Raw genomic sequence first — 21,086 nt, 5'->3', positions numbered from 1 at the left:
CCCACGAGTCCTGCGTCACATCTCACAGCCGACCCGCTCCCGCACCGCCCGTACCGCCCGTAGCTCCCGTGAGTGCAAGGGCTACGCGCGTCACCTGGCCGTTCCACGTTTTCCACAGGCCAGGCACCGGAAGACCACGCTGGTTAGCATGACTGGGTAATCCGAGAGGCCGACCACCGAACGGACGGGGCGAACCAATCACCATGAGTGAGCGCCGCACACTGCGCGTGCAACTGGACCAGCTCATCCGCGAGATCGCCAAGTTCGGCGCGGTGGGCGGGGTCGGCACGCTGGTGAACCTCGGCGTCTTCAATCTGGTGCGGCACGTCACCGAGATCCCCGTGGTGCGCGCCTCGATCATCGCCACGGCCGTCGCGATCTGCTGCAACTACCTGGGCCTGCGCTACTTCGCGTACCGGGACCGCGACAAGAGCGGGCGTACGCGGGAGATGACGCTCTTCCTGCTGTTCTCCGTCGTCGGCCTGGTCATCGAGAACGGCGTCCTCTACGCGGCGACGTACGGGTTCGGCTGGGACAGTCAGCTGCAGAGCAACATCTTCAAGTTCCTCGGCATCGGCATCGCCACGCTCTTCCGCTTCTGGTCCTACCGCAGCTGGGTGTTCAAGGCGCTGCCCGCAGCGGCATCGTCCAAAGCACCCTCCGCGGCATCGTCCAAAGCGCCCCCAGCGGCATCGTCCAAGGCGCCCCCAGGGGCGTCCTCCACGGCGCCCTCGGAGGAGCGGCGGCGCCGCCAGCGCGTCACCTGACCGTCGGCTCCGGTTCGCCGCGCGGGCCGGTGTCCGCGGGGCGGGAGCGGGACAGGAACAGGCCGAAGACCGGCGGCTTCTGCTGGAGCATCTCCAGCCGGCCGCCGTCCGCCTCGGCGAGGTCGCGGGCGACGGCGAGGCCGATGCCGGTGGAGTTGCGGCCGCTGATGGTGCGCTCGAAGATCCGCGCACCGAGCTGGTGCGGCACCCCGGGGCCCTCGTCGGTGACCTCGATCACCACCTGGTTGCCGGTGACGCGGGTCCGCAGGGCGACGGTGCCGCCGCCGTGCATCAGGGAGTTCTCGATCAGCGCGGCGAGGACCTGCGCCACCGCGCCGGGCGTGCCCTCCGCCATCAGGTGCTGCTTGCCGGAGCGGACGAGGGCGCGGCCCGCGCTGCGGTAGGCGGGCAGCCACTCGGCGATCTGCTGCTTGACGACCTCGTCCAGGTCGAAGGTGACGGCGGAGCCGGTGCGCGGGTCGCGGGAGTTGGTGAGCAGCCGCTCCACGACGTCGGTGAGCCGCTCGACCTGCGTGAGCGCGATCGTCGCCTCCTCCTTCACGGTGTCCGGGTCATCGGTGAGCGTGATCTCCTCCAGGCGCATGGAGAGTGCGGTCAGCGGGGTGCGCAGCTGGTGCGAGGCGTCCGCGGCGAGCCGCCGTTCGGCGGTGAGCATCCGCGCGATCCGCTCGGCCGAGCTGTCCAGTACGTCCGCTACGCGGTCCAGCTCGGGCACCCCGTACCGCTTGTGGCGGGGGCGCGGGTCGCCGGAGCCGAGGCGTTCGGCGGTCTGGGCGAGGTCGGTGAGCGGGGAGGCGAGCCGGTTGGCCTGGCGCAGCGCGAGGAGCACGGCGGCGATCACCGCGAGCAGGGCGACCAGGCCGATCATGAGGAGGGTGCGGCCGACCTCGCCGGTCACGGTGGACCGCGGCTCCTCGACGGTGACGGTCTCGCCCTGCTCGCCGGTGGCGGTGGCCTTGATGACGTCGCCCTCGGGCTTGCTTCCGATCTCGATGGGCGCGCGCTCGGGGATCTCGATACGGGCGTACCGCTCGGTGCCGACCTGTTCCGTCAGGACGCCCTCGGTGATCCGGTCGGCGGCCAGCAGACGGCTGTCGACGATCGCGACGAGCCGGCTCGCCTCGTACTCCACGCGTTCGCGGGCGCTGGTGGTGATGGTGCGGGTCTCGACGATCACCAGGGAGACCCCGAAGACGGCGATGACGACGAGGACCACGGCGAGGGTGGAGTTGATGAGTCTCCGCCGCATTGTCTCTCCGAGGGTGCGCTGTTCTTACGTGTGCTGTGTCGTTGCCCTTGACCTGGGCGCCGTTGATCGGCCTGCGGCCTCGTCCTCAAGCGCCGGACGGGCTTTCTTTTCGCCCTGCGGGCTCGTCCTCAAACGCCGGACGGGCTGGATAGGGTTCGCCGGTCATGCGCCTGCCGGGCCGGATGTGGTTCGCCGGTCATGCGCGTGCCGGGCTGGATCTGGCGGGGTTCAGCTCTTTTCGAAGCGGAAGCCCACGCCCCGTACCGTCGCGATGTACCTCGGGTTGGCCGCGTCGTCGCCCAGCTTCTTGCGGAGCCAGGAGATGTGCATGTCCAGGGTCTTCGTCGAGGACCACCACGTCGTGTCCCAGACCTCGCGCATCAGCTGGTCGCGGGTGACGACCCGGCCCGCGTCCCGGACCAGGACGCGGAGCAGGTCGAACTCCTTGGCCGTGAGCTGGAGTTCCTCCTCGCCCATCCAGGCCCGGTGCGACTCGACGTCGATGCGGACGCCGTGCGTGGCCGGGGCCTGGACCGGCTCGGCGGCGCCGCGGCGGAGCAGGGCCCGGACGCGGGCGAGGAGTTCGGCCAGGCGGAACGGCTTCGTCACGTAGTCGTCGGCGCCGGCGTCGAGGCCGACCACCGTGTCCACCTCGTCCGCGCGGGCGGTGAGGATGAGGACCGGGATCGTGTGTCCTTCGGCGCGCAGGCGGCGGGCCACCTCAAGGCCGTCCATGCCGGGCAGTCCGAGGTCGAGCACCACCAGATCCACGCCGTCGGCGCCGCCCTGCAGTCCGGCTTCGAGCGCCGTCGGCCCGTCCTCCCGCACCTCCACCTCGTACCCCTCCCGGCGCAGGGCGCGGGCCAGTGGCTCCGAGATGGATGCGTCGTCCTCGGCGAGCAGTACACGGGTCATGCAGTGATGGTAGTCCGCGCCACCCCGCTGACTTGGGCGGATACCGGAGTTCAGGCCGACCGGCGGGCCCGCGCGGAGCGTCCGGTGAACGGTGTCCGGAAACCGCTGCCCGGACGCGTTACTTCCGGCGCCGAGACTCCGTACGAAAAGCCCTTGTATTACCTTCGAAAGGGTGGTTCTGGTTCCATGGATACCTGTGATCCATGTCTCAAGACCTTCCCTAACCCGCTTGCGCGTGCCGTAATGGAGTGTCAACGCCCTTGCGTGCATTGAGAAGCTTCTGGAGTTCTGGAGTTCTGGAGTTCGGTCTCCGGCTTGAGGGCCTTGTGTGCGCCGGACTGGATCATCGGTCCCGTAGCAAGTGACTGACCAGTGGGCCGGGCCCGCGCGCGAAGCCGCGGCAGGTGCCGGCCACCCCCCACCCGGGCGCGCGTGCGCTTGCGCGGCGCTTCCCCGAGCGTAGAAGGATCATCCATGGCGTCCAGCCTGACGAAGGACTCGGCCGGTACCGCACCCGGCTCCGAGAAGACCTTCCTCGGCCACCCCCGCGGCCTGGCCAACCTGTTCATGACGGAGATGTGGGAGCGCTACAGCTTCTACGGCATGCGCGCGCTGCTCGTGCTCTACCTGACGGCCACGGTCGCCGAGGGTGGGCTCGGCATCAAGACGGCCACCGCGGTGGCGATCTACTCCGTCTACAACGCCCTGGTCTACCTGCTCGCCCTTCCCGGCGGCTGGCTCGCCGACCGCCTGTGGGGCCCGCGCAAGACCACCGGCATCGGCGCCGCGATCATCATGGTCGGCCACTTCACGCTGGCCCTGCCGTGGAAGGGCACCTTCTTCGCCGGTCTCGGCCTGATCGCGCTCGGCTCGGGTCTGCTGAAGTCCAACATCTCCACGATGGTGGGCCACCTCTACCCGGACCGGAACGACCCGCGCCGTGACTCCGGGTTCTCGATCTTCTACATCGCGATCAACATCGGCGCCTTCTTCGCGCCGCTGACCATCGGGTTCGTCGGCCAGTCGGTCAACTGGCACCTCGGCTTCGCGATGGCCGGTGTCGGCATGGCCCTGGGCCTGGTGTTCTTCCTGCTCGGCTTCCGCCACCTGTCGTCCGAGTCCGACGTCGTCACCTCCCCGATGAGCGACGACGAGCGCCGGTCCCTGGTCCGCAAGGGCCTGATCTGGCTGGTCGTCGCCGCCGTCGCGTACGGCATCGTGATCGCCGCCGGCTCGTTCACCGTCGACTGGATCCTGTGGCCGCTCACCATCATCGGCCTGCTGCTGCCGATCTGGTACCTGGTCAAGATCAAGCGCGACAAGGACCTCGACGCGGTCGAGCAGAAGCGGATGTCCGCGTACGTCTGGTTCTTCGTGGTCGCCGCCGTGTTCTGGGGCATCTACGACCAGACCGGCTCCACCCTGAGCCTGTTCGCCAAGGAGTCCACCGCCAACACGCTGTTCGGCTTCGACTTCCCGTCCAGCTGGTTCCAGTCCCTGAACCCGCTGTACGTGATGGCCCTGGCCCCGGTCTTCGCGGCCGTGTGGGTGGTGCTGAACAAGCGCGGCAAGGAGCCGAGCACCATCTCGAAGTTCGCCAACGGCGTCTTCCTGATCGGTATCTCCTTCTTCGTGATGATGCTGGCCCAGGCCGCGGCCTCGGGCGACGCGAAGGTCACCCCGCTGTGGCTGTGCTCGGTCTACCTGATCCAGACCGTCGGTGAGCTCACGCTCTCCCCGGTCGGCCTGTCCCTGACCACCAAGCTGGCCCCGGCGAAGTACGCCTCCCAGATGATGGGCGTGTTCTTCCTGGCCGTGACCGCGGGCGACTCGACCATCGCGCTGCTGCAGCTGCTCGGTGCGCCGACCGACACGCAGTGGTGGTTCGCCAGCCAGGGCGCCCTCGCCGTCCTCTGCGGTGTCGCGGTGTTCATGCTGCGCAAGCGGGTCAAGGCGCTGATGGGCGGCGTCCACTGACGCCAGGGCCGTAACAGCCCCGCCGACGGCACGTCGTTCGGCAGCAGGTCGTTCGGCAGCAGTTCATTCGGCAGCACGTCGTTCGAACGGAGGGCCACCGCACCACCCGGTGCGGTGGCCCTCCGGCATATTCGGTATATCCACATCCGGCCGAGGGGCAGCATCAGGCCATGTGCCGTCCCCTGCTCGCCCTCCTCGTGTGCGGGGCGCTGCTGTCCGGAAGCTCCGTAGCCGTCCGGGCCGCGCCCGGGCCCGTGGTACGGGGCTACGCGTACGGAGAGCACCCCCGCCAGACCGTCACGGAGTACGGCACGAAGGGCCCCGCCCTCGTGATCCTGCACGGCGGCTACTGGGCGGAGGACACCGACTGGAGCGACTGGGCCGGCTGGTTCGCCGAGCGCGGCTTCCGGGTGTACGACACCGACTACCGCCTCAACTCCGACGCCCCCTGGGACGCCCAGCGCGTGGACGCCCTCGCCGCGCTCCGCTGGGTCGCCGACCGCAACGGCGGCGTACGGCCGCTGCTCCTCGGCTCCTCGGCGGGTGGCCAGATCGCGACGGTCGCCGGTACGTACGGGGCCGGCGCGTCCCGGGTGCGCGGCGTCGTCGCGCTCTCGCCGGTGGCCACCCCGTACCGCGCCTGGGTCGACGGGGCCCGCGACGGGGCCGACCGCAACCAGCGCAGGCTGCGCCGGGAGGCGGCCAGGCTCGCGGGCTGCGACCCGGACCGGGACGGCCGCCGCTGCTGGGACCGCTGGGCGGACATGGCAGCCCGTACGCACGCCTCCGGCGCGGAGGACGCGCCGATGTTCCTGGTCCACTCGGCCGAGGACTTCGTACCCGCGGCCCACGCGCACGACCTGGCCTTCGCCCAGCGCGTCGCCGGGGGCACGGACACCCGCCTGCGCGTCGTACCGGGCGCCGCACACGGGGCGAAGCTCCTGGACGACGACGGGGTACGACGCTCGGTGCTGCGCTGGCTCCGCGAGCACGCCTGAGCCGTCCGCGTCCGTACGCCCAGCTCACGGGCGGGCCAGGGAAGCCGAGGCCCGCCCGCGGGTGACCGGGTCAGTGCCTGCGGCCCCACGCCGGCCGACGCGGCAGGAACGTGAAGACCGCACCGCCGAGCAGGATCACCGTCCCGGCGACCAGGCCGAGCGCGCGCAGCGCACCGTCGCCGCTCGCACCGGTCTCGGCGAGGCCGCCGCCGGACGACCCGCCCGCCGAACCGCCCGCCGAACCCGAGCCCGAACCCGAGCCCGAGCCGCCCGCCGCGCCGCCCGGCTGCGCCGAGGTGTCGAGCTCCAGGGAGACCTCCGTCTTCGCCGGGGTGCAGGTGGTCGTCGTACCCAGGGCCTCCACCGTGAGTACGCCCGGCGACAGCGTGGACTTGCCGTCCGCGCCCGGCTTGTACGTGCCCTTCAGGTCCGGGATCTCGATCGGGTCCCCGGACTTGATGGGCTCCTTGTTGGTCGGGCCCTCCACGTGCACGGTGCCCTGGTCGGCGCCGCCCAGCTCGACCTCCATCGAGGGCTTCACGGAGTCCGCGGGGATGTTGGCGGGGCTGTCCATCACGGACTTCTTGAACTGGACGGTGAGGTCGAAGTTCTCGCCGCTCTTCACCGCGTCGATCTGCACGGGCGAGGTGGCTTCCTTGTCGCCGATGGGCGTCTTGCACTTGTACGGGATCTGCACCTCCTTGCCCTTGAAGTCCGTCCGGCCGCCCCCGCCGCCGGTCGAGCCGCCCGAGTCGCCGCCCCCGGAGCCCGAGGACCCGCCGGAGCCCGAGGACCCGCCGGAGTCCGAGCCGCCGGAGTCCGAGCCGCCCGCGTCACCGCCGCCCGCCGCACCGCCCGTGGGCAGGCCGGTCGGCAGGCCCGTCGGGAGGCCGGTCGGCACGCCCGTCGGGAGGCCGCCGCCCGGTCCGGCGTCCACGACCTTGATCGTCGCGGCCTTCGCCACCTCCTCCTCGGGCGTGCACTTGGTGTCCGTGGAGATCGGCTTGCTGACGTTGATGTTGTACGCGTCCGGGGTCAGCGTGATCTCGCCGGGCGCCGTCAGCTTCAGCGTGCCCTTCATGTCGGACAGCACCATCGGGCTGCCCTTCTTGATCGGCGGGTTCTTCCGCTCGCCCTCGACCGCCAGGTCCGCGGTCTGGGCGCCACCGACCTTGATCGTGCCGGTCGGCTTGACCGTGTTCTCCTGCAGGTCCAGCACATCGGGGTTCTTGGACGCGGCCTGCGTGGTCTTCCACACCACCTCGACCTCGTCCCCGACCTTCGCCTCGGCCGGCGCCTGGATCTCCACCTTGGTGGTGCCGTGCACCGGATCCATGCCGGAGATCGCCGGCGGGACGCACTCGGTCTTGTACGCGGTCTCGGCGGCCTGCGCCGGACCCGCGGCGAGCACGAGCCCCGCGCCGCTGAGCATCAGCGCGACACCGAGCGCACTCGCTCTCCGTTGAGTGATCACGTGTTTCCCTTCCCTGGCTTCCCTGGTGCCGTCGGTCGGTCGTCCTGCGGTGCGGAGAGCAGGTGCGGTGCTCCTTGTGCTTCTTGTGCTCCTTGTGCTTCTGGTACTTCTGGTACTCCTTGTGCTTCTTGTGCGTCGTGAGCCGGTGATGTGCCCGGCGCTCCCGGAGCCGAGTCCGGGGTGAACCACGGCAGGCTCGCCGTGGTGCTGTGCGCGCGCGTCGGTGCGGGCTGCGCGGCCTCCCGTCGCCGCCGGGTCCGCCTGCCGCCCGGCCGCGGCACCCGCCGGTGCGCCAACTCCCGTACGCGGCGGGCCCGGTGGCCGCCGGAACGCGCGGGGCGCGGCCGGACCCGGTCGACGACCGCCATGCCGACCCGGAACACCGCCGCGGGCACGACCAGGCAGAGCAGGATCCAGAACAGCGTGACGCCCCAGGGCCTGCCCACGTCCCACGGCTGCTCGGCGAGCACCTTGCCGCCGTACCGCAGCGAGACCGCGTAGTCCCCGTACGCCCCCGGATCCAGCTGCACCTTCAGCTTGACCTGGGCCTTCTTGCCGGGCGCGAGGGTGCCGCGCCACTGCTGCTCCTCCCACTGCGGGGCGAACACGCCGTGCGCGGTGCCGACCTCGAAGACCGGGTCCTTCACGGGCGACGTGCCGAGGTTGCCGACGGTCGCCACGAGGGTGCGGCTCGCGGGCGCGCCGAACCAGGTCAGGACGTTGCCGGAGCCTTCGAGCCGGGTGCCGGCGAGGACGGCGAGCTTGCCGTCGGCCTGCTGCTCGGGCACCTTCTTCACCGGGTGCCCGGCGACCGTGAACGCGGCCTGGACGGCGGCCTTCTCGCCGGTCACGGTGGCGACCCGTACCACACAGGGGCAGGCGACGGGCGGCTCGGCGACCGGCAGCTTCTTGCGGAACGAGCCGTCGCCGTCGGTGGTGACGGCGCGGCCGTCGGCGTTGGCGCAGGCGTTGGTGCCGCCGACGGGCTCGGCGTCGCCCTCGGCCTGCCCGCAGATCAGCAGCATCAGCAGCGCCTTCGGCCGCCAGTCCGCGCCGGTGACGGTGATGCTGCCGCCCTTGCCCGCCTCCTCCTCGGACAGTTCGACGGTGGGCCCTTCGGCCGCGGGCGCGGGTGGCGCGGCCAGTACGAGGGCCACGGCGGCCGCCACCGCCAGGATGAGCGCCCGTGCGAGTGCCTTGGTGAGCGCCCGGATGCTCGTGCTGACCGTCCTGCCGATCACGTCGCCGATCACGTCGCCGCTCCCGTCAACTCGCCTTGCGTCTGCCGCTGTTCGGCCTCGCCGGGCCCGCCCCCGCGCCGCCGCCCTCGCAGCCACCGCCCGCCCGCGGCCACCGCCACCAGCCCGCCGACCGCACCCGCCACCGCGCCCCACGGCACGAACGTGGCCGAGGCGAGCCCGGTGTCCCGGGCGCCGCCCGCCGCCGTCACCGTGAGCCGCACGTCGACCGAGTCGAGGGCGGGGGCGTCGGGCCAGGGTTCGGTGAGCGTGACCCGGCGGCCGGGCAGCAGCTCGACGGGCAGGGCGCGCGGGGCCCGCTTCAGCGCCGTGCCGAACAGCCCGTCGGCGCGCACCGCGAGCTTCGGCGCGAGCACGGTGTTGCCCCGGTTGACCAGGTCGTAACGGATGCGGCGACCGTCGTCCGCGAGCCGGACCCGTTCCACGGTGAGCGCGGACAGGCTGGGCCCGCCGACCCGCAGGTGCAGCCGTACGCCCGTACTGCGCCCCGCGCCGCTCGCCACGATCGCCGCCGGGTGGTCCCCGGGCGTGGCCCCCTCGGGCACGGTCACCGTGAACGGCACCTCGGCCCGGGTGCGCGGCGGCACGGTCACCTTCCGCTCGGCGAGCCGGATCCAGGCCCCGCCGTCCTTCGACTTCCCGTCGTCCTCGACCGCGAACGCCCCGTCGGCCCCGTTCCCGGCGTCGGCCCCGCGCAGCTCGACGGTGCGCGGGGCGTCGCCCGGGTTGGTGACGGTCACGGTGTCCTTCAGTACGGCGCCGGGCGCGCCCTCCAGATAGAAGTACGGGCGCCCGTCCGCACCGCCCGCGGGAGCGAGGCTCCAGTCACCGCTGTCCGCCCCGTACGAGACCCCTCCGGGCAGCGCGAACAGGCTCCCCACGAGAGCGAGGAGAACGACGGCGGCACGAGGGAGGAGGGACGAGGTCGACATCGGCGGCTCCTGGGGCGGGGCGAGAGATCAGCCGGTCCGGGGGGCACCTCCCAGCGGTAGCTGGGGGCACTTGAGGACGAGCCCGGAGGGCGACAGGCGGTGCGCTGGACGACAGCACCTAACGGCTGACGTAGGACCGCCGCGTAAGCCACAGCACGCCCGCCGCCCCGACCAGGACCACCGTTCCGCCCAGCGTGCCGAGCGCGATCGCCGAGTCCTCGGGCCCGGTCTGCGGAAGTTCCGCCCCGCCGCCGGACGACGCACCGCCGGACGACGCCCCGCCGGAGGCCTTCACGTCGAGCGTGAGCGACGGCTTCGGGTCGTTCTTGGGGGTGCAGGTGGTGGTCGTGCCCAGCGCCTTGATGGTCAGGGTGGACGCGGTGAACGTGACCTTGCCGGACTTCTTCGGCGTGTACGTACCCGTCAAGTCGCTGATCTTGATGGGGGTGTTGGCCGGGATCGCCTTGGAGTTGGCCGGGCCGGTGACCTTGACGTCGCCGCTCTCCGCCCCGCCCAGCTTGATCAGCGCGCTCGGCTTCATGGCGCCCTTGCCGAGTTCCACCGGGCTGGACGAGACGCCCTTCTGGAAGGACATGGTCAGCTTGTGGCCGCCGCCGCTCTCGACGCTCTTGATGTCGATGGGCGAGACGGCACCCTTGTTGCCGATCGGCGTCTTGCACTGGTAGTCGACGTCCACGACCTTGGCGTGCGCGGCGGGAGCGGCGAGCAGCACCGTGGTTCCGGCCAGGGCCGTGGCCGCCACGAACGCGGCGCAGCGCCGGCCTGCCGACCGCCCGCCCGCGGCATTTGTCTTCGGGTAGGACACCTTGAGTTCCCCTCTTCCAACTGCCCGTGCGCCACCGACAGTTACCCACTGTTCCTGACGGCACATCAGATCGGGCGCTCAAGGTACGCCGGGGACCTTGTGGAGGGAAGACAAAAGACAGCCCGGATCTCGGGCTGTCGAGGGGTGCGGAAAGGGCCGGGAAAGAGCCATGAACTCCTAGTGAGGCGCGGCCAGTTCGGCCCAGACCGTCTTGCCCGACTGTCCGGGCACACGCACGACGCCCCAGTCCAGGCAGAGCCGCTGCACGATGAACATCCCGTGCCCGCCGGGCCGGCCCGCGCGGTGCGGGGTGCGCGGCGAGGGCTGTCCCGCGCCCCGGTCGGAGACCTCAAGGCGGAGCACCTTGCCGTCGCAGGCGACCCAGAGCTCGCTGGCGCCCTCGGCGTGCAGGCAGGCGTTGGTGACGAGTTCGGAGACGACGAGCAGCACGTCCTCGGCGGCCGCGCGCTGGTCGGCCCCGGCGGCGGGCAGCCAGCCCCAGTCGTAGAGCGCCTGCCGGGTGAAGTCGCGGGCCATCGGCACGACGCCGCTGGCGCCGTCGAGGCCGAGCCTGCGGACCTGACGCAGGGCGGGCGCGGCCGCGGGTCCGGCCACCGGCCGGTCCGCCGATTCGGCCACCGGCGCGCTCACCGGTTCGTTCAGCGGCTCGCCCACCGGTTCGCGCAGCTCACCGGTGGCCCCCGACTCCGGGCCGCGGTCGCCCGGCGAGAAGGGCCGGGTGGTGCTCATCAGCGCTTCACCTCACCGATTCACCAGTCTTGAGATCTGTGCCGGATCGATCCTTCGATCCGTCGATCCGCTCGATCTGTCAGGACAACAGGGACAACATGTCGGCAGTCTTCTGCCCGGCCGATCCGTGAGAACACCCACTTCTTCGGTCCGGGCCGTGTGATGCGGATTACGTGCCGATCACATACAGGCAACGCAGGTCACGGTGAGACAACCGTGCTGTAACTCACGTGCACTCAGTCGGCCAGGGCCGATTCGACGGATTCGTGCACGGTGAACACGGCCTCCGCGCCGGTGATCTCGAAGACCCGGGCCACCACCGGGAGCATCCCGGCCAGATGGACGCCACCGCCGGCCGCATCCGCCTTCAGGCGGGCGCCGAGCAGGACGTTGAGACCGGTGGAATCGCAGAACTCCAGCTGTGTGCAGTCGACGACCAGGCGTGAGCGGCCCTGGTCCAGGCAGTGCTCCAGGGGTTCGCGCAGCAGATCCGCGGTGTGGTGGTCGAGCTCACCCACCGGCGTCACTACGGCACTCTCACCGTCATTGCGCACTTCGACCCGAAGCCGGCCCCGGTTCGCGCTGCCGACCGTCTGGCGGTCCATGCCGTCTCACTTCCGCAGGTGTCGAGCTGGTGTCTGACGCCCGGAAAGCCTACGCCCTCACCAGGCCGCCGGGCACCCGAACATCCATCCGAAAACGGACATAATGCCAGGTAAGCCACTTGCAAGCGGCACATGGACCCGGGTAGTCCTAGTAAGGACAGCAATCAACACGGCCGGCTTCGGAGGCGCCGCACACCGTAGTGCACGTATTGGCATCGGCAGCCATATGCCGAGAACGATGGAGGACCCCATGGCACCCCGGCTCGACGCATCGCCTACCCGCAACGCGACGTCGACACCTTCACCGGACCACTTCGACCACGAGCTCCACACTGTCCCGGCTCCCCGCGACGGAGCGGCGGAAACCCCTCACGGGGAAGTCGTCGCCGACGCTGCGGACGGCACGGACGGCATGGACGTCCTGGAGGCCGCGACCGGCCCCGACGCCCTGGCGGAGCTCACGGATCTCACGGACCTGCCCGAGATCCCCCCGTACGACGAAGTCGGACCGCTGGACGCAAGGGCCCTGTCCAAGACCCTCTTCGGGCGCATGGAGACGCTTGAGGAAGGCACCCACGAGTATGCGTACGTACGCAACACGCTCGTCGAACTCAACCTCGCCCTGGTGAAGTTCGCCGCTTCCCGGTTCCGCTCCCGCAGCGAGCCGATGGAGGACATCATCCAGGTCGGCACGATCGGCCTGATCAAGGCCATCGACCGCTTCGAGCTCAGCCGTGGCGTCGAGTTCCCGACCTTCGCGATGCCGACGATCGTCGGCGAGATCAAGCGCTTCTTCCGCGACACCAGCTGGTCGGTGCGCGTCCCGCGCCGGCTCCAGGAGCTGCGTCTGGACCTCGCCAAGGCCGGCGACGAACTCTCCCAGAAGCTCGACCGCGCCCCCACGGTCACCGAGCTCGCCGAACGCCTCGGCCTCTCCAACGACGAGGTCGTCGAGGGCATGGCGGCGTCCAACGCCTACACGGCGAGCTCCCTGGACGCCCAGCCCGAGGAGGACGACTCGGAGGGCGCGCTCGCGGACCGCATCGGCTACGAGGACCACGGGCTCGAAGGCATCGAGTACGTCGAGTCGCTGAAGCCGCTGATCGCCGAACTCCCGCCCCGCGACCGGAAGATCCTCTCTCTCCGTTTCGTGGCGAACATGACGCAGTCCGAGATCGGCGAGGAACTCGGCATCTCCCAGATGCACGTCTCCCGCCTGCTCTCGCGCACGCTGGTGCGGCTGCGCAAGGGCCTGACGGTCGAGGAGTGACCTCGCCCGAGCGGTGACGCGGTAACGCACCACCTCGTGCCACGCACGCCAGCGGCGGCGGTGGCGGGGGCGCTCCTCCTGGCAGGAGAGCGCCGCCGCCACCGCCGCCTCGGCGTTCCTGTGGCGTGTTCCCGGTGTCCGGCTCCGCTCAGCCGAGCAGCGTGCCCCGCTGCCAGACCTCGCGCACCAGCGGGACGCCCGGCCGGTAGGCGAGGTGGACATGGCTCGGCGCGTCGAGCAGCGCCAGGTCGGCGCGGGCGCCGGGGGTGACGCGGCCGACGTCGGTACGGCGCAGGGCCCGCGCACCGCCCGCCGTGGCCGCCCAGAGCGCCTCGTCCGGGGTCATGCCCATGTCCCGTACGGCCAGGGCGATGCAGAACGGCATCGACGACGTGAACGACGAGCCCGGGTTGCAGTCCGTGGAGAGCGCGACCGTGGCACCCGCGTCCAGCAGGCGGCGCGCGTCCGGCCACTCGGCGCGGGTGGAGAACTCGGCACCCGGCAGCAGCGTCGCGACGGTGTTGCCGTGCGCGAGCGCGTCCACGTCGGCGTCGGTGAGGTGGGTGCAGTGGTCGGCGCTGGCCGCGTCCAGCCCCACGGCGAGCTGGACGCCGGGGCCGTACGACAGCTGGTTGGCGTGCACGCGCGGCAGCAGGCCCTTGGCCACGCCCGCGGTGAGGATGGCGCGTGCCTGGTCGCCGTCGAAGGCGCCCTTCTCGCAGAACACGTCCACCCAACGCGCGTGCGGCGCACAGGCGTCGAGCATCGCGCCGGTGACGAGGTCCACGTACCCGGCCGGGTCGTCGGCGAAGTCCGGGGAGACGATGTGCGCGCCGAGGAAGGTGACCTCGTCGGTGTGGCGGGCGGCGATGCGCAGGGCGCGGGCCTCGTCCTCGACGGTCAGGCCGTATCCCGACTTGGTCTCGAAGACCGTGGTGCCCTGGCGGGCGGCCTCGCGCAGGTAGCGCAGGAGGTTGGCCTCCAGCTCCTCGTCGCTCGCGGCGCGGGTCGCGGCGACGGTCGTACGGATGCCGCCGGCGGAGTAACTCCGGCCCTCCATGCGGGCGTTGAACTCCTGGGTGCGGTCGCCGGCGAAGACCAGGTGGGAGTGGGAGTCGACGAAGCCGGGGATCGCGGAGCGGCCTTCCGCGTCGTGCGCGCGGTCGGCCTCCGGGGCGTCCTTCGCCTGTCCGACCCAGGCGATGCGGTCGCCGTCCAGGACTACGGCGGCGTCCTGGATCTGGCCCAGCGGGCCCTCGCCGAGGGCGGGGTCGTTGGTGACCAGGTTGGTGATGTTGGTGACGAGGGTGGTGCTCATGGGTTCCTCTCGGTGTTTCTTCTTCCCCTCCCGCCCCTTCCCGAAAGCCTTGCCCCGATAGGGGCTGTTTTCAGGGGCGCGGGGAAACTGCGCGACAAGCCACGACGGCGGGCAAGCCGAACGACAGCGCCGCAGCCACGAGGCGCCAGCCGCATACCGACACAGTCGGGAAGGGGCGGGGTGGGGACAGAAAAGGGCCGTTACTCGCGCAGCGCTCCGATCGCCGATGCCAACGCCGACGGCACGTCCGGGACCAGTAGATGCGTACCGTCCCGTACAACATGACGCCCCCCGACCACCGTGTGCCGCACATCCGCCGCCGACGCCGCGAACACCGCCGTCTCCGCCGCCAGCCGGGGCAACGCCCCCACCGTGCGGACCGAGTCGAGGGCAATCGTCGTGAAGTCGGCGAGCGCCCCCGGCTCCAGGGCGCCCGCCTCGTCCCAGCCGATCGCCGCGTGCCCGTCGGCCGTGGCCGCGCGGAGCAGGGCGGCGGCCGTCCAGTGGCCGCGGGTGCGGGTGCGCAGGCGCTCGTCCAGTTCCATCGCCCGCGCCTCCTCCAGGAGGTCGATCACGGCGTGGCTGTCGGTGCCCAGGCTGAGCGTGGAGCCGCGGCGCTGGAGGTCGGCGGCGGGGCCGATGCCGTCGGCGAGGTCGCGTTCGGTGGTGGGGCACATGCAGGTGCCGGTGCCGGAGTCGCCGATCAGCGCGATGTCGCCCGCGGTGAGGTGGGTGTTGTGGACGCCGGTGGTGCGCGGGCCGAGCACGCCGTGGTCGGAGAGCAGCCGCGCCGGTGTGCAGCGGTGCGCGGCCCGGCAGGCGTCGTTCTCGGCGGTCTGCTCGGACAGGTGCACGTGCAGCGGTACGTCCCGCTCCCGCGCCCACGCGGCTACGGTGCCCAACTGCCGGGCGGGGACGGCCCGTACGGAGTGGATGGCGGCGCCGATCCGTACGCCCTCGCCGGGCTTGAGCGCCGAGGCCCGCTCGGCCCAGGCCTCGGCCGTGCCGTCGCTGAAGCGCAACTGGTGGCCTTCGGGGGCGGCGCCGAAGCCGGCGGAGAGGTAGGCGGTGTCGAGGAGGGTGATGCGGATTCCGGCGTCCCGGGCCGCGGCGATCAGCGCCTCGCCCATGGCGTTCGGGTCGGCGTACGGCGTGCCGTCCGGCGCGTGGTGGACGTAGTGGAACTCGCCGACCGCGGTGATCCCGGCGAGCGCCATCTCCGCGTATGTCGCACGCGCGAGCGAGAAGCAGCTGTCCGGGGTGAGCTTCTGGGCTACGGCGTACATGACTTCGCGCCAGGTCCAGAAGGAGTCCGGTGCCTGCCCCGTGGCGTTTCCCCGCCGCAGCGGGGATGGCCCGGCGTGCGAGTGCGCGTCGGCCAGTCCGGGGAGGTTTCCATCGGCTTGGACGGTGCCGCGCAGGGCGCGGTGGAAGGCATGGCTGTGGCTGTTCGCCAAGCCTGGAACCGTCAGCCCGCGCAGGACTTCGGCGCCATGGGGCGGCACCTCCACCCCCGTCCGCACGGCCGTGAACCGCCCGTCCGCCACATCGAGCGCCACCCCCGGCTCCACGTGGGTGCCCAGCCAGGCGTGTTCCGTCCAGTACGTCGTCATCTGCACGCGAGCCCCTCCAGTACGTCGGCGAGTGCGAGCACCCCGGCCACGCAGTCGTCCTCGGCCGCGAACTCGGCCGGGGAGTGGGAGACGCCGGTGGGGTTCCGTACGAACAGCATGGCGGTCGGGATCGTGCCGGACAGGATGCCCGCGTCGTGTCCCGCGCCGGTGCCGAGGACGGGCACGGGCCGCTCGGCGCCGGAGCCTGCGCCCGCGCCCGCGCCCGCGCCCGCGCCCGCGCCCGCGCCCGCGCCGAGGATCGCGGCCAGCTCGTCGCGCAGGGCGTGCCCGAACTCCACGACGGGCGTGAAGGACTCCCGTACGACGGTCAGGTCCACTCCGTGCCGTTCCGCGTGCTCGCGGGCGGCCTTCTCGACGCCGGCGACGACCTGGTCGAGGCTCTCCTGGTCGGCGGCGCGCGAGTCGAGCCAGCCGCGGACCAGGGACGGGATGGCGTTGACGCCGTTCGGCTCCACCGCGATCTTCCCGAACGTGGCGACGGCGCGGGCGAGTTCGGCCTCGCGGCGGGCGGCGAGCACGGTCTCCGCGTACGGGAGCATCGGGTCGCGGCGGTCCACGAGGCGGGTGGTGCCCGCGTGGTTGGCCTCGCCCGCGAAGTCGAAGCGCCAGCGGCCGTGCGGCCAGATGGCGCCGGCGATGCCGACCGGGTCGCCGGACAGGTCCAGGGCGCGGCCCTGCTCGACGTGCAGCTCGACGAACGCGCCGATCCGGGCGAGGCGTTCGGGGTCGGGGCCGATGGCCGTCGGGTCGTACCCGGCGTTCTCCATCGCCTCGGGCAGCGTGATGCCGTCGGCGTCGCGGAGCCTGCGGGCAGCGGGGACGGTGAGCTGTCCCGCGGTGAGGCGGGAGCCGACGCAGGCGAGGCCGAAGCGGGCGCCTTCCTCGTCGCCGAAGTTGGTGATGGCGAGGGGTTTGGTGAACTCCGCTCCCCTGCGGCGGAGTTCGTCGAGGGCGGCGAAGGCGGAGACGACGCCGAGGGGGCCGTCGAAGGCGCCGCCGTCGGGGACGGAGTCCAGGTGCGAGCCCGTGACGACGGCGTCCCCTTGGGCGGGGTCGCCGAGCCAGGCCCACTGGTTGCCGTTGCGGTCCAGCTCGTACGTGAGGCCTCTCGACTCCGCCTGCTCCTTGAACCAGGTCCGGCAGTCCGCGTCCGCGGGGGTCCAGGCGTGGCGGCGGTAGCCCTTGGACTCGGCGTCCCGGCCGATGGGGCTGAGGTCCTTCCACATCTGCTGGAAGCTGGGCGGTTCTTTCTCCCCGCCCCGCCCCTTCCCCAAAGCCTGCGGCGCTTCGGGGCTCCGCCCCGGACCGCGCTCCTCAATCGCCGGAGGGGCTGAATTTTCAGCCCCTCCGGCGATTGAGGAGGCCCGTCCGGCAGGACTTTCGGGAAGGGGCGGGTTAGGGGAAGAAGAATGATCACGCGACACCATCACTGACCCTCCTGCATGGGAACCCGAACGCCCCGTTCCGAAGCCACCGCGTCAGCGGCCTCATACCCGGCATCGACATGCCGGATCACCCCCATCCCCGGATCATTGGTCAACACCCGCCGGATCTTCTCGCCCGCGAGCGCCGTCCCGTCGGCCACCGTGACCTGGCCCGCATGGATGGAGCGGCCCATCCCGACGCCGCCACCATGGTGGAGGGAAACCCAGGACGCGCCGGACGCCACGTTCACCATCGCGTTCAGCAGCGGCCAGTCCGCGATCGCGTCGGACCCGTCGAGCATCGCCTCGGTCTCGCGGTACGGGGAGGCGACGGAACCGCAGTCCAGGTGGTCGCGGCCGATCGCGAGCGGAGCCTGCAACTCCCCGCTCGCCACCATGTCGTTGAACCGCTCGCCCGCGCGGTCCCGTTCGCCGTAGCCGAGCCAGCAGATGCGTGCCGGGAGGCCCTGGAAGTGGACCCTTTCCCCCGCCATCCTGATCCAGCGGTGCAGGGATTCGTTCTCGGGGAAGAGGTCCAGGACCGCCTTGTCCGTCTTGGCGATGTCCGATGCCTCCCCGGAGAGCGCCGCCCACCGGAAGGGCCCCTTGCCCTCGCAGAACAGCGGCCGGATGTACGCCGGTACGAAACCGGGGAACGCGAACGCCCGCTCGTACCCGGCGAGTTGGGCCTCGCCCCGGATCGAGTTGCCGTAGTCGAAGACCTCGGCGCCCGCGTCCAGGAAGCCGGCCATCGCCTCGACGTGCCGGGCCATGGACGCACGCGCGCGGGCCGTGAAGCCCGCCGGGTCCTTGGCCGCGTACGACCGCATGTCCTCGAAGGCGACCCCCGACGGGAGGTAGGAGAGCGGGTCGTGGGCCGAGGTCTGGTCCGTGACGATGTCGACGGGCGCGCCCTCGGCGAGCAGCTGGGGCAGCAGCTCCGCCGCGTTGCCGAGCAGGCCGACGGAGAGCGGGCGGCGGGCGTCGCGGGCCTCGACGGCGAGCCGCAGGGCGTGCGCGGGCGAGTCCGCGCGCACGTCCAGGTACTTGTGCGCGATACGGCGCTCGATGGCGCGCGGGTCGCAGTCGATGCAGATCGCGACGCCGTCGTTCATCGTCACGGCGAGGGGCTGGGCACCGCCCATGCCGCCCAGACCGGCGGTCAGCGTGATCGTTCCGGCCAGGGTCCCGCCGAACTTCTTGGCGGCGACTGCCGCGAACGTCTCGTACGTGCCCTGGAGGATGCCCTGGGTGCCGATGTAGATCCAGGAGCCGGCCGTCATCTGGCCGTACATCGTGAGGCCGAGGGCCTCAAGGCGGCGGAACTCCTCCCAGTTCGCCCAGTCGCCGACCAGGTTGGAGTTGGCGATCAGGACGCGCGGGGCCCATTCGTGGGTCTGCAGGACGCCGACGGGGCGGCCGGACTGGACCAGCATGGTCTCGTCCTGCTTCAGCGTCCGGAGCGTACGGACCATCGCGTCGAAGGAGCGCCAGTCGCGGGCCGCCTTGCCGGTGCCGCCGTAGACGACGAGCCGGTCGGGGTGCTCGGCCACCTCCGGGTCGAGGTTGTTCTGCAGCATCCGCAGTGCGGCCTCCTGCGGCCAGCCCGGAGCGCTCAGCTCCGTGCCACGCGGTGCTCGGACAGGGCGGGGTTCCGACATCGACTGCCTCCTCCGGTGCCATGCCTCTCGGTGCCATGCGCTCTCGGTGCCATGCGCTCTCGGTGCCATGCGCTCTCGGCACCAGGCCCCTCGGTGCCATACCTCTTCACATTCGGCTATTCACATGGTGGCTTCATGAATATCCCTAGTCAATCCCTGGTCATCGCTGGCCCATCCCTACTCAATCCCCGGCCCATCCCTACTCGATCCCCAGTCAATCTCCGGGGCGCCTCGGCGGCACGCGGCCGTCGATGATGGGATGGAGCCATGGCCATAGGTGACATGGACGCCACGACGGCGCTCTCCCCCGACCTTCCCGCCGCCGCAGCCGCCGCCCGCCGCGACGCGGCCGTGCGCGCAGCCGTCGCCCAGGGCGTCGTCGGCCAGGGCGCCCCCGTCGCGGCCCTGCTCGACATCGTCGGCGTCCGCCGCTCCGCCGCCGCGCTGCGCTCCGCGTTCGCCGAGGTCACCGCCGCCCCCGTACTGCACGCCTTCGCGGTCAAGGCGGCCCCGCTCGTGCCCGTCCTGCGGCTGCTCCGCAGGTCCGGCCTGGGTGCCGAGGTCGCCAGCCCCGGCGAGCTCGCGCTGGCCCGCGCCGCCGGGGTGAGGCCCTCGCACACCGTGCTCGACTCCCCCGCCAAGACCCCGGCCGAGCTGCGCCAGGCCCTCGCCCTCGGCGTCGCCGTCAACGCGGACAACCCGCAGGAGCTGGCCCGCCTCGACACCCTCACCCGCTCGGCGCCCACCCGGTCCGCGATCGGCCTGCGCGTCAACCCGCAGACCGGCGCCGGGTCCATCGGCGCGCTCTCCACGGCCACCGCCACCTCGAAGTTCGGGGTCGGCCTGCGGGACACGGGGGCGCACGAGTGGGTCGTGCGCGCCTTCCTGGACCGGCCGTGGCTGACCCGCCTGCACACCCACTCCGGCTCCCAGGGCGTGCCCCTGGACCTGCTCGCCGAAGGCGTCCGTACGACGTACGAACTCGCCGAGGAGATCAACCAGCTGGCGGGCCGGCGCCAGATCGACACCATCGACATCGGCGGCGGCCTGCCGGTCAACTTCGACTCCGACTCGGAGACGCCCACCTTCGCCGCGTACGCCCGGCTGCTGCAGCGCACCGTGCCGGGGCTCTTCGACGGGCGGTACGCGCTTGTCACCGAGTTCGGCCGGGCGCTGCTCGCCAAGCACGGCACGATCGTGGCGCGCGTCGAGTACACCAAGGCCGCCGGCAACCGGCGCATCGCGATCACCCACGCCGGCGCCCAGGTCGCCGCCCGCACCGTCTATGCCCCGCAGTCCTGGCCGCTGCGGATCGCCGGGTACGACGCGGAGGGGCGGCCCAAGACGGGCGCGGCCGTCGCGCAGGACGTGGCCGGGCCCGCCTGCTTCGCGGGCGACCTGCTCGCCGAGAACCGGCCGCTGCCGCTGCTCGAACCCGGCGACCTCGCGGCCGCCCTGGACACCGGCGCGTACTACTTCGCCCACCACTACGCGTACAACAGCCTCGCCCGGCCCGGCATCCACGGGTTCTCGACCGGTACGGACGGCAGCGTGCGGTTCGCGACGATCCGCAGCCCGCAGACGGTCGAGGAGATCGTCGCGGAGTCGGGCGGCGAGCACACCCGGACGCTCGACGCGCTGTGAGGACGGCGGGCGCGGGTCCAGGCGCAGGGGCAGACTCGATCCAGCAGCTCCCAAGAGGCCTTAACCTCTTCCATCGCCCTGAAGGGCGAGGATTTTCCGTCTGTGGGTGGTCCTCGCCGTGAGGTCCTCCCGCTTCGGGTGAGTTCCTGTTTCCTCCCCACCAGGGTGGGGGTTGTGCGCGCTGCCGGGGCATCCCCTGGTCTTATGTGCGCTCCGCAGGCGTTTACTCGCCGCCGTTACCGGCGTGAGGCCCCTGGTTCAGGGGTGGGTGGTTCTGTCGCCGCGAGGATGCGGCGCCCTTCGTATCGGACGTTCTTTCCTGCGTTCCAGTCCCGGTCGTGCACGGCGTTGCAGGTGGGCTG

17 protein-coding genes are annotated in these 21,086 nt (G+C 71.8%); 5 read left to right on the top strand and 12 right to left on the bottom strand.

Translation table 11 applies throughout. The features are described 5' to 3' along the window. The first annotated feature begins 203 nt into the window (after nt 1-203). On the top strand, nt 204-767 hold the full coding sequence (locus tag QIS99_RS30280) for a GtrA family protein (protein WP_282516931.1): 564 nt from the start codon (nt 204-206) through the stop codon (nt 765-767). Here the strand turns inward: QIS99_RS30280 and QIS99_RS30275 are convergent. Both QIS99_RS30275 and QIS99_RS30270 read right to left on the bottom strand, forming a co-directional pair. Continuing rightward, nucleotides 760-2,037, bottom strand: a complete 1,278-nt coding sequence (locus QIS99_RS30275; protein ID WP_282516930.1) for an ATP-binding protein — start codon at nt 2,035-2,037, stop codon at nt 760-762. The genes QIS99_RS30280 and QIS99_RS30275 overlap by 8 nt on opposite strands. Before the next feature lie 228 nt (nt 2,038-2,265). Beyond that, on the bottom strand, nt 2,266-2,952 hold the full coding sequence (locus tag QIS99_RS30270; protein WP_282516929.1) for a response regulator transcription factor: 687 nt from the start codon (nt 2,950-2,952) through the stop codon (nt 2,266-2,268). A gap of 474 nt (nt 2,953-3,426) precedes the next feature. On the opposite strand from QIS99_RS30270, the gene QIS99_RS30265 reads away from it, so the two are divergent. Together QIS99_RS30265 and QIS99_RS30260 are read left to right on the top strand one after the other, a co-directional pair. After that, nucleotides 3,427-4,929 carry a peptide MFS transporter gene (locus QIS99_RS30265; protein WP_282516928.1) on the top strand — a complete coding sequence of 501 codons (1,503 nt, stop codon included), beginning with the start codon at nt 3,427-3,429 and terminating at the stop codon, nt 4,927-4,929. A gap of 170 nt (nt 4,930-5,099) precedes the next feature. Continuing rightward, nucleotides 5,100-5,927 carry an alpha/beta hydrolase family protein gene (locus tag QIS99_RS30260; protein ID WP_282516927.1) on the top strand — a complete coding sequence of 276 codons (828 nt, stop codon included), beginning with the start codon at nt 5,100-5,102 and terminating at the stop codon, nt 5,925-5,927. Between the two features lie 70 nt (nt 5,928-5,997). Here QIS99_RS30260 and QIS99_RS30255 read toward each other — a convergent pair whose 3' ends face one another. The 6 genes from QIS99_RS30255 to QIS99_RS30230 form a co-directional block, all read right to left on the bottom strand. Beyond that, a complete protein-coding gene (locus QIS99_RS30255) occupies nt 5,998-7,359 on the bottom strand; it encodes a hypothetical protein (RefSeq protein ID WP_282516943.1) in 1,362 nt (453 codons plus the stop codon). Between the two features lie 38 nt (nt 7,360-7,397). After that, entirely contained in the window at nt 7,398-8,615 is a 1,218-nt protein-coding gene (locus QIS99_RS30250) for a hypothetical protein (protein WP_408909664.1), read from the bottom strand. Between the two features lie 35 nt (nt 8,616-8,650). After that, nucleotides 8,651-9,592: a WxL protein peptidoglycan domain-containing protein gene (locus tag QIS99_RS30245; RefSeq protein WP_282516926.1), complete on the bottom strand. Its 942-nt coding sequence runs from the start codon at nt 9,590-9,592 to the stop codon at nt 8,651-8,653. Between the two features lie 118 nt (nt 9,593-9,710). Then, nucleotides 9,711-10,418, bottom strand: a complete 708-nt coding sequence (locus tag QIS99_RS30240) for an LPXTG cell wall anchor domain-containing protein (protein WP_408909663.1) — start codon at nt 10,416-10,418, stop codon at nt 9,711-9,713. Nucleotides 10,419-10,595: 177 nt separating this feature from the next. Then, on the bottom strand, nt 10,596-11,168 hold the full coding sequence (locus QIS99_RS30235; protein ID WP_282516925.1) for an ATP-binding protein: 573 nt from the start codon (nt 11,166-11,168) through the stop codon (nt 10,596-10,598). Nucleotides 11,169-11,404: 236 nt separating this feature from the next. Beyond that, nucleotides 11,405-11,773: an STAS domain-containing protein gene (locus QIS99_RS30230; RefSeq protein WP_282516924.1), complete on the bottom strand. Its 369-nt coding sequence runs from the start codon at nt 11,771-11,773 to the stop codon at nt 11,405-11,407. 250 nt (nt 11,774-12,023) lie between these two features. Here QIS99_RS30230 and QIS99_RS30225 point away from each other — a divergent pair, with 250 nt between their 5' ends. Continuing rightward, on the top strand, nt 12,024-13,043 hold the full coding sequence (locus tag QIS99_RS30225) for an RNA polymerase sigma factor SigF (RefSeq protein WP_408909662.1): 1,020 nt from the start codon (nt 12,024-12,026) through the stop codon (nt 13,041-13,043). A 148-nt stretch (nt 13,044-13,191) separates the two neighbouring features. On the opposite strand, the gene hutI is transcribed toward QIS99_RS30225, so the two are convergent. The 4 genes from hutI to hutU form a co-directional block, all read right to left on the bottom strand. Further along, nucleotides 13,192-14,361 (bottom strand): imidazolonepropionase, encoded by a 1,170-nt coding sequence (hutI, locus tag QIS99_RS30220; RefSeq protein WP_282516922.1) that lies wholly within the window; start codon nt 14,359-14,361, stop codon nt 13,192-13,194. A 200-nt stretch (nt 14,362-14,561) separates the two neighbouring features. After that, nucleotides 14,562-15,974 carry a formimidoylglutamate deiminase gene (locus QIS99_RS30215; protein ID WP_282516940.1) on the bottom strand — a complete coding sequence of 471 codons (1,413 nt, stop codon included), beginning with the start codon at nt 15,972-15,974 and terminating at the stop codon, nt 14,562-14,564. Beyond that, nucleotides 15,971-17,221 carry an allantoate amidohydrolase gene (locus QIS99_RS30210; protein WP_282516921.1) on the bottom strand — a complete coding sequence of 417 codons (1,251 nt, stop codon included), beginning with the start codon at nt 17,219-17,221 and terminating at the stop codon, nt 15,971-15,973. Before QIS99_RS30210 ends, QIS99_RS30215 begins: the two co-directional genes overlap by 4 nt. A gap of 200 nt (nt 17,222-17,421) precedes the next feature. After that, the gene (gene hutU, locus QIS99_RS30205) at nt 17,422-19,080 is read right to left on the bottom strand and encodes a urocanate hydratase (protein ID WP_282516920.1); all 1,659 of its coding nucleotides are present in this window, start codon (nt 19,078-19,080) and stop codon (nt 17,422-17,424) included. A gap of 282 nt (nt 19,081-19,362) precedes the next feature. Here hutU and QIS99_RS30200 point away from each other — a divergent pair, with 282 nt between their 5' ends. Further along, entirely contained in the window at nt 19,363-20,724 is a 1,362-nt protein-coding gene (locus QIS99_RS30200; RefSeq protein WP_282516939.1) for a type III PLP-dependent enzyme domain-containing protein, read from the top strand. The last annotated feature ends 362 nt before the right edge of the window (nt 20,725-21,086 follow it).

The sequence above is a fragment of the Streptomyces solicavernae genome, from assembly GCF_029968095.1.
In the GTDB taxonomy this organism is placed as follows: Bacteria; Actinomycetota; Actinomycetes; order Streptomycetales; family Streptomycetaceae; genus Streptomyces; species Streptomyces solicavernae.
The sequence above is the reverse complement of the archived record's forward strand: the minus strand, read 5'-3'. Positions and strand labels throughout refer to the sequence as shown.

Excerpts from the sequence above, each read along its gene's own strand:
- QIS99_RS30280 (WP_282516931.1), top strand. The coding sequence starts at position 204 with ATGAGTGAGCGCCGCACACTGCGCGTGCAACTGGACCAGCTCATCCGC.
- QIS99_RS30275 (WP_282516930.1), bottom strand. The coding sequence starts at position 2,037 with ATGCGGCGGAGACTCATCAACTCCACCCTCGCCGTGGTCCTCGTCGTC.
- QIS99_RS30270 (WP_282516929.1), bottom strand. The coding sequence starts at position 2,952 with ATGACCCGTGTACTGCTCGCCGAGGACGACGCATCCATCTCGGAGCCA.
- QIS99_RS30265 (WP_282516928.1), top strand. The coding sequence starts at position 3,427 with ATGGCGTCCAGCCTGACGAAGGACTCGGCCGGTACCGCACCCGGCTCC.
- QIS99_RS30260 (WP_282516927.1), top strand. The coding sequence starts at position 5,100 with ATGTGCCGTCCCCTGCTCGCCCTCCTCGTGTGCGGGGCGCTGCTGTCC.
- QIS99_RS30255 (WP_282516943.1), bottom strand. The coding sequence starts at position 7,359 with ATGCTCAGCGGCGCGGGGCTCGTGCTCGCCGCGGGTCCGGCGCAGGCC.
- QIS99_RS30245 (WP_282516926.1), bottom strand. The coding sequence starts at position 9,592 with ATGTCGACCTCGTCCCTCCTCCCTCGTGCCGCCGTCGTTCTCCTCGCT.
- QIS99_RS30235 (WP_282516925.1), bottom strand. The coding sequence starts at position 11,168 with ATGAGCACCACCCGGCCCTTCTCGCCGGGCGACCGCGGCCCGGAGTCG.
- QIS99_RS30230 (WP_282516924.1), bottom strand. The coding sequence starts at position 11,773 with ATGGACCGCCAGACGGTCGGCAGCGCGAACCGGGGCCGGCTTCGGGTC.
- QIS99_RS30225 (WP_408909662.1), top strand. The coding sequence starts at position 12,024 with ATGGCACCCCGGCTCGACGCATCGCCTACCCGCAACGCGACGTCGACA.
- hutI (WP_282516922.1), bottom strand. The coding sequence starts at position 14,361 with ATGAGCACCACCCTCGTCACCAACATCACCAACCTGGTCACCAACGAC.
- QIS99_RS30215 (WP_282516940.1), bottom strand. The coding sequence starts at position 15,974 with ATGACGACGTACTGGACGGAACACGCCTGGCTGGGCACCCACGTGGAG.
- QIS99_RS30210 (WP_282516921.1), bottom strand. The coding sequence starts at position 17,221 with ATGTGGAAGGACCTCAGCCCCATCGGCCGGGACGCCGAGTCCAAGGGC.
- hutU (WP_282516920.1), bottom strand. The coding sequence starts at position 19,080 with ATGTCGGAACCCCGCCCTGTCCGAGCACCGCGTGGCACGGAGCTGAGC.
- QIS99_RS30200 (WP_282516939.1), top strand. The coding sequence starts at position 19,363 with ATGGACGCCACGACGGCGCTCTCCCCCGACCTTCCCGCCGCCGCAGCC.